Annotated in this window: 9 protein-coding genes and 1 pseudogene; 4 read left to right on the top strand and 6 right to left on the bottom strand. The window is 50.4% G+C overall.

From position 1 onward, the window contains the following. Positions 1-91: 91 nt before the first annotated feature. A pseudogene (locus H6859_00865) lies at positions 92-1197 on the bottom strand (IS3 family transposase). Between the two features lie 54 nt (positions 1198-1251). On the opposite strand from H6859_00865, the gene H6859_00860 reads away from it, so the two are divergent. Beyond that, positions 1252-1611 (top strand): IS5 family transposase, encoded by a 360-nt coding sequence (locus tag H6859_00860; GenBank protein ID USO05786.1) that lies wholly within the window; start codon positions 1252-1254, stop codon positions 1609-1611. A 16-nt stretch (positions 1612-1627) separates the two neighbouring features. Here H6859_00860 and H6859_00855 read toward each other — a convergent pair whose 3' ends face one another. Next, positions 1628-2023 carry a response regulator gene (locus H6859_00855; protein ID USO05785.1) on the bottom strand — a complete coding sequence of 132 codons (396 nt, stop codon included), beginning with the start codon at positions 2021-2023 and terminating at the stop codon, positions 1628-1630. Beyond that, positions 2023-4158, bottom strand: a complete 2136-nt coding sequence (locus H6859_00850; GenBank protein USO05784.1) for a response regulator — start codon at positions 4156-4158, stop codon at positions 2023-2025. Before H6859_00850 ends, H6859_00855 begins: the two co-directional genes overlap by 1 nt. A gap of 172 nt (positions 4159-4330) precedes the next feature. Here H6859_00850 and H6859_00845 point away from each other — a divergent pair, with 172 nt between their 5' ends. Further along, positions 4331-6445, top strand: a complete 2115-nt coding sequence (locus H6859_00845) for a YjbH domain-containing protein (GenBank protein USO05783.1) — start codon at positions 4331-4333, stop codon at positions 6443-6445. A 169-nt stretch (positions 6446-6614) separates the two neighbouring features. Here the strand turns inward: H6859_00845 and H6859_00840 are convergent, their stop codons facing one another. From H6859_00840 to H6859_00830, 3 genes are all read right to left on the bottom strand, one after another. Further along, the gene (locus H6859_00840) at positions 6615-10001 is read right to left on the bottom strand and encodes a type I secretion C-terminal target domain-containing protein (GenBank protein ID USO05782.1); all 3387 of its coding nucleotides are present in this window, start codon (positions 9999-10001) and stop codon (positions 6615-6617) included. A gap of 520 nt (positions 10002-10521) precedes the next feature. Then, on the bottom strand, positions 10522-11514 hold the full coding sequence (locus tag H6859_00835) for an RluA family pseudouridine synthase (protein USO05781.1): 993 nt from the start codon (positions 11512-11514) through the stop codon (positions 10522-10524). 1 nt (position 11515) lies between these two features. Next, positions 11516-12862 (bottom strand): hypothetical protein, encoded by a 1347-nt coding sequence (locus tag H6859_00830; GenBank protein ID USO05780.1) that lies wholly within the window; start codon positions 12860-12862, stop codon positions 11516-11518. Positions 12863-12957: 95 nt separating this feature from the next. Here H6859_00830 and H6859_00825 point away from each other — a divergent pair, with 95 nt between their 5' ends. Both H6859_00825 and H6859_00820 read left to right on the top strand, forming a co-directional pair. Beyond that, positions 12958-14010: a glycosyltransferase family 1 protein gene (locus H6859_00825; protein ID USO06650.1), complete on the top strand. Its 1053-nt coding sequence runs from the start codon at positions 12958-12960 to the stop codon at positions 14008-14010. An 11-nt stretch (positions 14011-14021) separates the two neighbouring features. Then, positions 14022-14387: a response regulator gene (locus H6859_00820; GenBank protein ID USO05779.1), complete on the top strand. Its 366-nt coding sequence runs from the start codon at positions 14022-14024 to the stop codon at positions 14385-14387. The last annotated feature ends 94 nt before the right edge of the window (positions 14388-14481 follow it).

Here is a 14481-nt window from a genome sequence, read left to right as displayed (position 1 = left end):
TGTGGTTTTGTTTCTCCGGGTGAAGGGCGCGGCCGCCGGAGCCGTTAGGCGGAGGCGGCAAGCCCGAGGCCGGAGAAACAAAATTTCGTTCATCATAAACGTCGTCCGGGGTTTGTCCATCAAATACCGAATGCGGCCTCTGCGCGTTGTAAAACGCCAGCCAGCGCCCGATATCCCGCCTGGCTTGCAGGCCGCTCTCGAACGCGTTCAGATACACGCATTCATATTTCAGACTCCGCCACAGCCGCTCGATGAACACATTGTCCATCCAGCGGCCCTTGCCGTCCATCGAGATCGCGATCCCGTTTTCTTTCAGGACGCCCGTCCACGCGTCCGCCGTGAACTGGCTGCCCTGATCGGTATTGAAGATCTCCGGCGGCCCGTAGCGGGCGATGGCTTCCTCCAGCGCCTCCACGCAAAAGCGCGTTTCCATCGTGTTCGACAGCCGCCAGGCCAGCACCTTCCGGCTGGCCCAGTCCATGATCGCTACCAGATACAAAAACCCGCGTTTGACAGGGATGTACGTGATATCCGCGCACCATACATGGTTCGGGCGGGTGATCGTGAGCCCCTTGAGCCGGTAGGGATAAATCCGGTGGCCGGGATGCGGCATCGAAGTGCGCGGCCTTTGATAGACCGCCTCGATTCCCATCAGGCGCATCAGACGCCGCACGCGGGTGCGGCCTACCTCGTACCCCTGACGGCGCAGATGCCGGGCCATCTGACGGGACCCGTAAAACGGGGTTTGCAGGAATTGCGCGTCAATCAGCCGCATCAGCGCCAAATTGTCCGCGCTCTCCCCGCGCCGCTCGTAATACCAGCCAGAGCGGCTGATCCCCAGCAACCGGCACTGCGCCGCGATGCCGATATTGTCATTGGACGGGTCTACCATTTCCTGCCGCCCCCGGACCGCAACCGGGCGGAGGCATCGGCTAAAAAATCACGTTCCACTGTCAGCTGTCCGATCTTGGCGTGCAAGTCCCTGACCTCGGCGTTATGCGCGTCCGCTCGCGATTCCAGCTTGCCCGCAAAACCCGCCTCCAGCGCAGCCAGAGCCTCCTTCTTCCAACGGTGAATGACCGTCGCATGCACCCCGTAACGGGATGACAGCTCCGTGATCGGCGCGTCCTCCCGCAACGCCGCCAGCGCAACCTGCGCTTTAAACTTCGCCGGGTAGTTCTTCCTTGTCTTGCTCATAATCCATGACCCTCCTTCGGTCATAGATCGTAGCTTAACTCACTGTCCGAATTCTTGGGGCCACCTCTGCTGGCTTTGTACATCACGCAAGGGCAACGCGCCGATATCAAAGGGGCGGTTGCCTTGGCAGGATCATTACCGTCAATAAAATATCTCTTGGCGGATAAAGCGTATGACGCGGGACATTTTCGCGGCTTTTTAATGAACCGGAAGATCGAACCTGTCATTCCCTCCACGGCCACACGCAAAATCAAAATCCCGCACGACGAGAGACGCTATAAAAACCGCAATGTCGTGGAACGAATGTTTGGACGCCTCAAAGACTGGCGGCGCGTGGCAACAAGATACGACAAACTCGCCAGAAACTTCTTCGCCGCTCTATGCCTTGCTTCCCTCTTATGTTTCTGGATTTAAGCTGTGAGTCCGGACCCTAAGCCGCTATTTTATGAAGAATAATCCGCAATTTCGCTTCAAGCTGTTTAGAAGAAAAAGGCTTACGAATATACGCCGTCACACCGGCAGACTTTGCTTCAACTACAGAATCCATATCTATGCGCCCTGTTACCATCAAAAACGGCATAGTAGAATCAACACTGCGCAATTGTCGAAGCAAATCAACCCCCGTCATTCCTGGCATATTCCAGTCACACACCAAAAGATCAATGAAGTCATAGGCCGAATCTAAAAATGTCAGCGCCTCGCGCCCGTCACTAGCCTCAAAAATTTGCGTGATGCCAAGCTCACCCATCATATTACGAATCATGGCCCGCGCTTCAGCCTGGTCCTCAACCAAAAGAATTTTAAGATCACTTAAAGCAGAACTCATCAAAATCTCTCCTCTTCTTTTTCAATACCACCCTTACTGGCCCACCGTGAGATTTGCACGGAATCCTCGATACTTTCTCCAACTCCAGACGATAAAATGGTATAAATAACTTTAACCAAAGCATCGTATTCAATGGGCTTGGCAATAAACACAGCGTCTTCAGGAATTTCTACGCGGGCCATTTGCCCTTTTGCCGGATAACCACTCATGAAGATAACATTGACATCCGGGCGTAATTCTTTCAACAAATCTGCCAGATCCACACCATTGAGTTCAGGCATCACAACATCTGTCAGCAATAGATCAATTTTTCCCTCATAATCATCTTGCACAGCCAAAGCCTCATTGCCATTGCTGGCCCGCAACACCTTCATACCCAAATCTTCAAGCATATTACTGACCAATGCCAACAAATCAGGTTCATCCTCTGCTACAAGCACGCTATAACCATCAAACCGGATAGAAGAAAGATTATCCTCTCCACCCAAAATTTTCTTGGGAACCTTGTCACTCAAAGGCAAATAAACGCTCATTGTCGTTCCCTGCCCCAAAGTAGAAAACACATCAATATGCCCGCCAATTTGCTTCACAAGCCCATAGACCATAGACAACCCCAACCCGGTGCCTTTCCCTTGCTCCTTTGTAGTAAAGAAAGGATCAAAAATACGATCAACTACATCCTTCGGCATCCCCATGCCCGTATCTGAAACTATGATGGACGCATAAGATTTGTCAGAGTTTTGCTTCAAAAGAACCGCTGGCAAAGTTTTTTGCGGACAAGCCCGCACCTCCAGCAGCAACACCCCCCCATCAGGCATGACATCACGCGCATTCAAGACCAAATTCATGATAATTTGCGTTATATTCTCTATTGGACACTCAACATACATCTCCTGATGGTCTATCAAAACGCTGCACTTAACAGATGCATCCAGCAAAGGCCGCAACAACAACTCCTGCTCGCGCACCACTGCGCCTAAATCAATCACAGTATCATCGACAATCTCATGACGACTGAATGTCAGCATTTTTTTGATAAGATTTGCCCCGCGCCTTGAAGCTGTGCGAATACGATCCAGATCATCCATTGCCCGCGCTTTATCATCCCAGTTTTTTCCGGCAATGCGGGCATACCCGTCAATAATCGACAATATATTATTGAAATCATGCGCCACTCCAGCCGCCAACTGCCCGAGAGCTTCCAGCTTTTGTGTCTTGGAAAGCTCAGCCTCCCGCATTTTCAAAGCCGTCATATCATTCAACAGCCAAATCGACAGATCCAGTTTTCCGGTATAACCCTGCACAGACGTATGTTTAAGCTCATACCAACACGCCCCGCAACACTTCTCCCCGCCAGAACATAAAATGCTCAACTCAACGCTGCCATCCTCATGCCCCTCACTGATTTGATAAATTTTTTCCATGGTCTTGGCGTCGACAATAGTGGCAAAAACCTCATGAACATTCTTACCGAGAATATCGTCGCGCGAGAGATGCATATCCTCACAAAACGCCTTATTCGCAAATACAATCCTTTGTAAACCTGAAACATGGTCTTGCTTGGTCACGACAATACCGCTCGTCGCAGCCTGAATAGCCTGGGTAAGTTCATGATTATAATGGTTAAGCTTAAGGAGATAGTCTTCCTGATTTTTAAGATCCCCGACATCAATCAAAATCAGGTTCGTACCAACATGCGGAATCTTTTGCACTTCAACCAGACACAACCGATTCCCGGCAGTCATAATGACCTCACGAAAACCTATATCAGTGTTAGTCATCGCTGAACGTCCCAGCGTATTAATCAAGGACTCATCACACTCAACAGCCATATCATAAAAATAAATTAAAAAATCCTGAAGATTCAAAGGCTCACCTGACAGCCGCTTCCCCTTATTCTCCAATAAATCTGGCAAAAATTCATGCGCCTGCACATTGGCAAGAACCAAACGATCATCAACTCCAAAAAAAACAAGCCCATTTCCAATAAAATCAGCCGCCTTTTCAAGCGCCGATGTATAATTGCGCGTCTTACAACGACACCGCATCATATAAAACATAAAACCGCACAGCATCAAAACTGCGAGCAAAAATATACCGCTAGCCAACAGCCAATAATAAGATTCTGTAAACAAAAACTCCCCCTTAAGCAAAACTACTGATTTGCAACTCTAAGTTTATGTTTATAACTACCCCTTGTCTAGACATCTCTGTAGAGAATCTGAATACCCGCGTATATACTACAACAAATCTGCATATTCTCTTCAAAGCCTTGCACTAAACGCCCATTACAAAACGCTTACAACAATGCCTTGTGTAAAACCTGACTTTTTTTATAAGGTACTCCTGCACAGCGCCGCACTATGGGGAGGCGCAATTTACGCCCATGCAGCCCCGCCGCAACCCTCCACCTCTCTCTACGGCCCGCTCGGCCTCCTCGCAATCCCCAGCGCCCGCATGGACCACGCGGGCACATTGCGCGCAGGCGTTTCAACACTCGATCCATACGTGCATAGCTGGCTCAGTGTCCAACTCGCCGATCCACTCTCCATCACGCTGCGCCAAAGCGCCGAAATCTCCAACATCAATGAAGATGCTAAACGCCTCTATCCCGGCGTTGATTTTAAACTCCGCCTGCTGGAAGAAAGCGCCTACCGCCCCGAAATCGCCATCGGCGCAAGGAGCGCCTTTGGCCATAAACGCATGGCCGGAGAATATATCTCAGCCTCCAAACGCTATAAGGATTTCGACTTTACCGCCGGTCTCGGCTGGGGCCGCCTCGGAAGCGCAGCACACTTTAAAAACCCGCTCAAATCACTCAGTTCTCACTTCGGCGGTAATCGCAATCTCGATGGTGAAATGCCAAGCGGCCCGGAAAACTGGTTTACCGGGGGTGACATCGGCCTGTTTGGCGGCGTCGAATATTTCACTCCGCTCAAAGGCCTCTCTCTAAAAGCTGATTACGGCGCCGACCGGTTCAAAGCCGAACAAGCGGCCTTCGACTACAACGCACCCGCTCCTTGGGCCGTAGGCCTGAACTACCAACCCGCCCCCTGGATTGATCTCAGCCTTGGTATGCAAGGCACAGATAAACTCATGGCCCGCCTGTCCCTGCAAGGCAATGTCAAAAAATGGCCCGATCAAGACCGCAAATATACGGCTAACGATGAATCCCCCTTCCGCCCTTACCGCACTGGGCTGGCCCTCCCCGCAGAAATGGAGCTTAAAGCCGCAGGCGAAAACATCATGCTCTATGATGCACAAACCGACTACGAAACCGCCAGCGCCACCCTGACATTGGAAAATAACCGCTCAAGCCCATGCCAGCTCGCCCGCGCTTTTAAGCACATGGCCAATCACGCAGGCCCCTCCATCGAGCGCCTCGAAATCACCCCTATCCACCTCGGTTTACGCGGCCCAAAAATAGCCCTGCTACGCGCTGACCTCGAAAACGCACTGGGCCGCCAAGCAGGCAGCGCCGAGGAAATCTGGCACAATATGGAGATCATACCCTCCGCCGAAAACCCCTTGCGCAAGCACCACCAACCACTGGAATACGGCTATGGCCTGCGCGATTACGCCCTCACCCTCGATACACAAGCCAGCCTGTCCGAAGAAGATAGCGGCACCCTTTACCGCACCGCGCTCGTCGCTGGCGCGCAGGCGCCCGAACTCTTCGGCCTGATCGACAATTTCGTGAGCTTCCGCCTCAACCTTGCTGATAATCTCGATCGTCTCACCGACATCCGCCCGCGCGCCGCCCTGCCCGTACGCTCAGATGTTGATCGCTTTGCCCGCCGCACCATAGCGCTCGACACTGCTTTCAACGCCTTCACCCACAGCTTCCGCTCCGACCTGCATACGAGCCTCATGGGCGGCTATCTCGAAGAAATGTATGCCGGCGCCGGCGGAGAAATCCTCTACCGCCCCTATAAAGCCCGCTGGGCCGTCGGCGCCGAAAGCTTTCTGGTCCTTAAACGCAATCCAGAAAGTACGCTCAATCTCGGCCTAAACGGCGACCACCTGCTCAGCGGCCACATCCAGGGCTGGTACGATCTGCCCCATTGGGATATCACCGTGAACGCCAAAGCCGGGCGCTATCTGGCCGAAGATCTCGGCGCGACCCTGTCCTTGCAAAAGCGCTTCCATGGCGGCGCAGTTTTAGAAGCCTATTCCACAATCACCAACCAGAGCGACTTCGACCTGTTTGGCGGCACTACCCACGCCGATCACGGCATCCGTCTCGCCCTGCCCCTCGGCGGCATCAAATATATCCCGCGCAATGCCAAAGCCAAATTTACTCTCGCTCCGTTTGGCCGTGACATCGGCCAGAAACTCGAAAACCCGCTGCCACTCTACGAACTGACAGAAGGCTTTTCAGCCCGGCATCTTGCACAATACTGGGATGAAATCACACCGTAAATTTTGGAAAAAATAAACACCTCCGCCCCAAGGGGCGAGGTATCACGTCATTGCAAACCGCCAAAGGCGGTGAAGCAATCCAGAATTTATCCTTGTGGCACTGGATCGCTTCGCTTCGCTCGCGATGACGATTACGCCGCAAGCAGCGAGGAATTAAACCTGAAAGAGATTAAACGATTAGATTATCCGCCGCGATCATCTGATACAGATCAAGACCAGTGACACCATTCAAAACCGCTACATTTGTAAAGCTCGCGCCGCCGGTTGCACCGTTTGCATCAACTGCGATGGTGGTGTTACCAGAAGCTTCAGTAAGTGTCACAAAATCATTAATATTGCTTGTCGTATAACTATACCCGCTCAGCAAATCGCTAATATCAATCGCATCACGACCCGTTGCGCTGAAATTCTCAATCGTATCCGTTGCATCCCATGTCGCCGTCTCGAACAAGAAAATATCAATCCCGTCATTGCCATAAAGCGTATCGGCACCAGCCCCGCCATTGATCGTTGTGTAATCAACACTGGTAAGCAATTCATCAGCATCCCATTCGATAACATAGTCTGCGCCCGCATTGCCCGTATAAACGGCATTATTATTTTCAGTCCACCACTGCCCGCCAAGAGCCGAATTCAGGATAAAATAATCGGCTGTAGAAGAACCACCCCACGGCTCAGACCCGTCAGATCTCCAGTTATCATAATGCCCGTTTATCGCCGCACCGCCGGAATTTGCGGCACCGCCAGTCCAGAAAGTTAAACCTGACTCAGAACCACCCTGCCAGACCCAGTTCCCTTCTGTCGTAACATCTGTTGCACCGCCCCATAGATTGTTTCCACCTCCCAAGGACCAGACATAATCCTGTTCAGCCTGAGATGTAATCGTGGCCAAATAACCGTTTCCTGTCAAACCGGTCAGTGTGGCTGCATTAGCGTTTGTATTGGCTGTAGTCCACGTTGCATTGGTCGTAATATGTTGGTAGAAACTATTGGTCTCGACACTGTAAACAACACCGGCATTATCCGCAAGAACCTGCGCGACCAAAGCGTCCCACGCTTCATTCGCCGAAGCCGAATAAATTGTATCCGCTCCCGCATCGCCGTTAAGTGTATCCATCCCGGTACTACCGTAAATCGTATCGGCGCCATCACCACCGCTGACAACATTGGTTTCCCCGGCATCTTCTACTCCCGTCGAACCGCTCCCGACAGTAGTATCAACCCCGGTCAGGAGGATGTCGTCAAAACGAATCCATCCATCTTCAGATGATTGACTTGTATCATTGAGGTAAGCCCCAATTCTAATCGTATGACTCCCTGCAGAAAGATCGGCAATATTCAAAGTTTCAGTCAACCAACCCGTCGTATGATCGGCACCATCGCCATTGACCCCATTTAATTCATCAACCCAGTTATTACCCCCAAGACCATATTGGGTCCCATCAACTGTGACATACAAATAAAGATTCTCACCTGTCTCCGTAGTCCCATCAAGAAACATGCTGTAGGAAATTGACATTTGGACAGACGTCAAATCAGCCGTCGTAGTAATCGTCTGGCTATAAGAACCGGAAAGCGGCCCGGTAGGGTTACCGGTCGAATTGATATTCACCTCGATACTTCCGGCAGACGTGTTCCCGTCCCCACTGATATAATTTCCACTAATCGTAACATTGGCACCGTCAGACCCGCCAACCCCGGGAAAGCCGTCTGCATAGGTAAAGCCATCTTCATCCGTATCAAATGTCGCCTCAAGAGCCGTGACCGTCGAACCGCCGCCCGCAGTGCCACTAGTTTGAACCGTCGCATCATAGGCAAAAAGCACATCATTGCCGGAACCGCCGTCAATAATATCGCTACCGTCACCGCCAAAAATCACATCATCGTCACCATCGCCATTAAGGGTATCATCGCCATCATAGCCGTAAATCCAATCATTACCAGCACCGCCACTCAAAATATCAGCCGCGCCATCATCGCTCATCAAGCCGGCTTCCCATTCAATCACATAGCTGTGAGTTGACGTATCAACCCAATCATGCCAAACGCCTGTCGTATATAAAATAGCGTTATACTCTGTGTTTACCTGCGGCTGCCCAGACGCCCAATTCTCGTACATACCGTTAACAGATGTTCCGCTGACATCGCTGAATTGTACACCTGCTTCTAAGCCGGCATTCCATTGCCAGGTACCGTTTTGAGCAATATCTGCACCACTGATATACGAATCATCGCTTAACAGCCCAGACACATAAGTATTTTCCGCCGCAGAGGTAATTGTTGCAAGGTGCCCGGCAACACCATTGAGTGTCGTCGCAGATGCGGCGGCAACAGCAGCCGCATAATCAACATTCGCGCTAACAAATTGGTAGAAACTGCCTGTTTCCTGAGAATAAACAACATTGGGGTTATTAAACAAAATATCGGAAATAGCGACCGCATCCAGACCATGCGCATGCAAAATATCATCTCCGGTGCCACCATTCATCGTATCGGCACCAGCTCCGCCAACAAGCACATCAACGCCAGCATCACCGTCTAACGTATCATCTCCATCCCCGCCGGAAATATAATCATCATCATCGCCGCCGGCAAGCTCGTCGGCGCCGTCATCGCCGTAAATACTATCGTTGCCTGCCCCGCCAGAAGCTATATCATCGCCTGTACCCGCAATAATCTCATCTGCGCCATCGCCACCGGAAAGCAGATCATTACCAGTACCACCGGAAATGTAATCGTCTCCATCACCACCGGCTAAAGCATCGTTATCTGCCCCGCCGATGAGCGTATCATTGCCATCATCGCCAAAAAGAATATCGTCTCCGTCATCGCCAATCAGCCAGTCATCGCCATCTTCGCCAAAAAGAATATCGTCCCCGGCATCACCAAGCAAACCATCGTTACCCGCACCACCATTAAGAATATCGTTACCCGCACCGCCAATCAGGTAATCGTTATCAGCCTCTCCATAAAGAATATCGTCACCATCATTGCCAAAGACCATATCATTGCCGTTACCGGCAATAACAGTATCGGCGCCGCCTTCACCAAAGATCATGTCATCACCGTCACCGCCATTAATGGTGTCATCACCACCAAGACCACGAATGCGATCTGCCCCGGCCAACCCATCAATAGTATCCGCCGCATTCCCCCCGGAAAGATTGGCATCATCCCCGGCTGTTCCAGTAACATTCGGAACACCGATGCTCGGCGTCGTATGACCAAAAAGATCCGTACCTGCAGAAACCACAGAGCTCTGAGCCTGCGCCAAAATCGTAGCCGTAAGATCAGTCCCCAAATTAAGAGCACTACTGTTAATCGAAACGGCTGTGAAAGTGATGGTATCGCCCGGATCACCAGAAGCGCCATCAAATCGAAAACTTAAGGATGAAGGAGCCGTACCGGTATATTCAATGAAAACATCATAGCTGGTGGCACCGGAAACCATCGTAACAGAGCTGACAACAACGCCACCCACCAGTATCTCCAAAGTCGGAGGATTTCCACCTGAAAAGCTGGTATTCGCATCAAATGATAATAAAAACGTATTCATCGCCCGGTTTTCTGCCCTTAACTAGTAACCCAAGTTCTCTCAGTAGTTAAAGCAATGCCTTTTAACGCATTGTTTTTTATATTTATTCTTATTAATAATACCAGAATATGGTTAGAAAAACATTAACGCATAAAGCTTAACAAAATCTTGCTTAATCTGCTAGAACAGACAAAAAAATCCGCCCCAAGGGGCGGTTTTAGAGGTACCAGATCGGATGAAGTAGTCTTAAAAAGTATGTCTCATTAAATGTAGTAGTCTTAAATTGTAGCAGTCTTAAAAGGAGATTCAAAAACCCTGCTAATATTGCTTTAATTTCCTCCGCCATTCGTCCGCTTTATTTATTTACTCACTTGATAAAATCGGATCTCTTATGTCTCAAGCGGGGGGCCTATTTTGCCCTGCCCCCCTTGCTCAGATTTGGTCTTACGCACTGACCTTATATCTTCAGAATACATAAAATTTTATGTAAATACAATAAAATTATCAAAATTTTATGTAAAATTTTATGTAAGTGTATTTTTTACAGTTTTTTCAACAGGTTAAAAAAATCATCTGGAGCATCAACTTCATAATTATGCACCTCACCACTGAGCGGGTGCACAAATGAAATACTTTTCGCATGCAATGCCTGTCTGGGAAAATTCAATGCGGCCATAATAACATCTTCTTCATAACCGGCCTTTTTCATAGCCCCGCGCACCGCCGTATCCTGCGCGCGATAAAGCGGATCACCGATCAAAGGATGCTTAAGTGCCTGCATATGCACCCGAATCTGATGCGTTCGCCCGCTCTCAAGCTTACATTCCACCAGGCTAAGCGCCTCTCCATAAGCTTTCAAAACCCGGTAATGCGTACGCGCCGGCTTGGCATTTTGCCCCTTCACACTCATTTTTAAGCGATTTCGAGGGTCCCGCCCTATCGGCATATCCACAACACCCTTAACCGGCACCGGAACTTTAAGCGCCAAAGCCTCATAAATCCGGCTTAAAGACCGGTCCTCAAGTTGCGCCGCCAGCCCCTGATGCGCCCGGTCGTGCTTGGCCACCACCATCAACCCGCTTGTATCTTTATCAAGCCGATGGACAATCCCCGGACGCGCCACACCGCCAATCCCCGACAGGCTTTCCCCGCAATGATATAACAAAGCATTGACCAAAGTCCCGCTGGCATTACCTGCCCCCGGATGCACCACCAACCCGGCCGGCTTATTAATCACCAGCACGTCCTCATCTTCATAAATAACATTAAGAGCGATTTTTTCAGGTTGCGGGGCCGCCTCTTCCACAGGAGGAATCTCAATCTCAATAACGCTGCCAAGCGAAACTTTATGCGATACATCACGACACACCAGCCCGTTTAAATGCAACGCACCGTCCTGAATTATACCTTGCAGACGCGAACGCGAAAAACCATCCGCTAAAGCAGCCAAAGCCTTGTCAAGCCGCTGCCCCACCTGCTCTTCACTAATTATAAAACGTAACGTATCTTTTTCTTTATCTGAGCACTCATCCATATTACGGCATCACCCGCTCTCTTTGCCGACAAGGATCCGGATACGGATCAACCCCCGTAGCCGCAACCACCCACCCTTCCTGACTACGCACAACCTCATCGGGAATCTCCGGTCCCTGCTCATTTATGGCCCTGCTGTGCTCAATTTTATATGCAACGCGCGTCTCACCAATAATCAACCGCTCCGCCCCTTTACTGGCCATCAACGCGTAAGCATCCACCGCTTCACCATTAAAAAACTCGTCACTCGAAAACAGCACGCCACGCGGATTTAACGTCAATAAACGCACATGCTCTATCTCTTCACTGCCCTCAGGAGTCTGACCATCAATAAGCACACTGATTAAACCATCCTCACTCACCATCACATCACGTCCATCAAAATGTAAAGAGCCGTTGAGATAGCGCTGCCAGACCACATCGCCGGTTGCATCATTCACAACCATAACCCAGGCTGCACGGTTGCCGTCACCCATCGGCAACGCGCTACCGACAACCGCCAGAGTATCGGCAAGCATCTCATGCGCCCGTACGATCTCAGCCGCCGCACCGCGCGGATAAGACTTCTGCCACATCATATTAAGATCCTCGGCTATGCGCATAACCCATCCCGTCTTACGCCCAATAGCATTATCAATAGAGCCGCTCGCTACATAGCCGCCATCTTTCATTGGATATAAATCATAAACAGCATTTTCCGAACCAATTACAAACGCATGATCCGCAATCACCACGCCAGCACTGTTCACGCGGTATAATACCGACCAATCAGGTTTATCCTCTTTTGGTGATGATGCCGACGCCGCGATCACAAAAGACTGACCAGACGCACTGGGCTCCATATCATGCCCACGCAAATGATTACCTGGATCGCGCACCACCTTGCTGAACAGCAAATCACCTTGTAAATTGAATACCCCAAGCCAGATATGCTGCCGTCCTTTTGGAGGCGTGATATTCGCAAGCATAACCATACCCTTATCGTGCGGCAAAACCTTCACAAGCTCTGCCAGCCCCGGCACCTCATAATCCTTCTCCCACAACACCCGGCCATTGCGCCCAATCTCGACCAACAACAAATCCTTACGATCCCCTTTAGCAGGAAGAACGCGCTCACCGGCAGCCAGAACCGTCCCTGTTTCGTTAACCAAAGCACTCTTGAACCGCTCATGCGTAGGAATTTCCCCATGCACACTGTCCCACACATTATAGGACCCCAACGTCGGCGCCCGCAGCTTTATAATCGCCTCATACTGAATATCGCAGTTTTGTGCCCATACACCGCCAGACCACAGCGCAAAAACACCGACAAATGCAGAAAACAAAACCAGCCTGTTTATCATTTTCACGAAACCTTTAAAGCCTTTGAAAGACTATAAAATTGACAGCGACAAATGTCTATGCCAGTAACAAAAGACCATTGCAGGAAAGCACGACAAACCCGATGAAACTCTTGATTATCAGCGATGCCTGGCACCCGCAAATTAACGGCGTTGTGCGCACCTATGAACATATTAGTCAAGAAATGCAAAAACTGGGCCACACTGTCAAAGTCATCGGCCCGGCAGATTTTCCCATGAGCGTGCCCATGCCCGGCTATAAAGAAATCAGACTGGCCATAGCCCCCTACCGAAAACTGCAACGCATAATAAAAAAATATAACCCCGACCATATTCACCTTCCCACCGAAGGACCTCTCGGCTGGGCTGGACGCAAATATTGCCTGCGCAATGAACGTCGCTTTTCAACCGCTTTCCACACCCGTTTCCCGGAATATGTCGCCCAGCGCGCCGCACAAATTTTGCCCTCATCACACGATTTCGTCCATGCCCGCGTCGTGAATTACGTCCGTCGTTTCCATGCCCCCTCTTCCGGCATGACCGTCGCCACCGGAAGCCTTGAAGAAACGCTGAAAAACTGGGGCTTTCAAAACCCGATGCACCGCGTCACGCGCAGCGCTTGTCTCGATACATTCACTCCAGGAGAAAAAACACTTTTTCATGATCTCAAAGGTCCGATCGCCCTGTATGTCGGACGCATCGCCATTGAAAAAAACATCGAAGACTTCCTCAAAATGGATTGGCCGGGAAGTAAAGTCATTGTCGGCACCGGTCCGCAAAAAGCCGAACTGGAACAAAAATATCCCGATGCGCTCTTCGTCGGCAAAAAAACCGGCGCTGAGCTTGTAGAACACTACCGCTCCGCCGACCTGTTTGTTTTCCCCTCACGCACAGACACATTCGGCATCGTCCTGATCGAAGCGCTGGCCTGCGGCCTGCCGGTCGCCGCTTATAATGTAACCGGCCCCAAAGACATTATCACAAAAGATTTTCTCGGCTCTCTGCACGACACGAACTTAAGCCTGGCCGCAAAAACCGCTCTGCAAAACAAAGACTTGGAAAAACGCACCACCCATGTGCATAAAGAATATACGTGGCAACATGCCGCTGCCCAATATGAAGACATGATACTGAATAAAATCCTCCAAACACGATAAAGGAAACGACTATGGCCCACATTCTCATTGCCGAAGACGACCAATCAATGTGCAGCTTCCTCCAACTCGCGCTGGAAAAAGCCGGCCATAATGTACAAATCGCCTATAACGGCATTGATGCCCTGAAAATTATAGAAGAAAGCAACCCCCCCATCGATTTACTCCTCAGCGATATTGTCATGCCCGGCATGGATGGTGTTGAGCTGTCCAACAAAGCCACAAAAACTCATCCTTCAATCAAAATCATGTTTATCACCGGCTTTGCCGCCGTAGCCATGGAACGCGAAGACCTGGACCGGGAAAAAACCAAAGTCCTGTCCAAACCTTTCCACCTCAACGATCTCGTAGAACAAGTGGAAACCTTGCTGTCCACCTGAACACACTCCCGACTCAGAGACCCGAAACACTGCAAACACAGCGACTTTCAAGCATATCCTAACACTTTATTAACGAAATTCACCGATAATAAGG

The organism is Rhodospirillales bacterium (assembly GCA_023898785.1).
Taxonomy (GTDB): Bacteria; Pseudomonadota; Alphaproteobacteria; order Micavibrionales; family Micavibrionaceae; genus TMED27.
Note: the sequence above shows the minus strand (reverse complement) of the source record. Positions and strands in the feature narration are given on the sequence as shown.

Excerpts from the sequence above, each read along its gene's own strand:
- H6859_00855 (USO05785.1), bottom strand. The coding sequence starts at position 2,023 with ATGAGTTCTGCTTTAAGTGATCTTAAAATTCTTTTGGTTGAGGACCAG.
- H6859_00845 (USO05783.1), top strand. The coding sequence starts at position 4,331 with ATGCCTTGTGTAAAACCTGACTTTTTTTATAAGGTACTCCTGCACAGC.
- H6859_00835 (USO05781.1), bottom strand. The coding sequence starts at position 11,514 with ATGGATGAGTGCTCAGATAAAGAAAAAGATACGTTACGTTTTATAATT.
- H6859_00825 (USO06650.1), top strand. The coding sequence starts at position 12,958 with ATGAAACTCTTGATTATCAGCGATGCCTGGCACCCGCAAATTAACGGC.
- H6859_00840 (USO05782.1), bottom strand. The coding sequence starts at position 10,001 with ATGAATACGTTTTTATTATCATTTGATGCGAATACCAGCTTTTCAGGT.
- H6859_00820 (USO05779.1), top strand. The coding sequence starts at position 14,022 with ATGGCCCACATTCTCATTGCCGAAGACGACCAATCAATGTGCAGCTTC.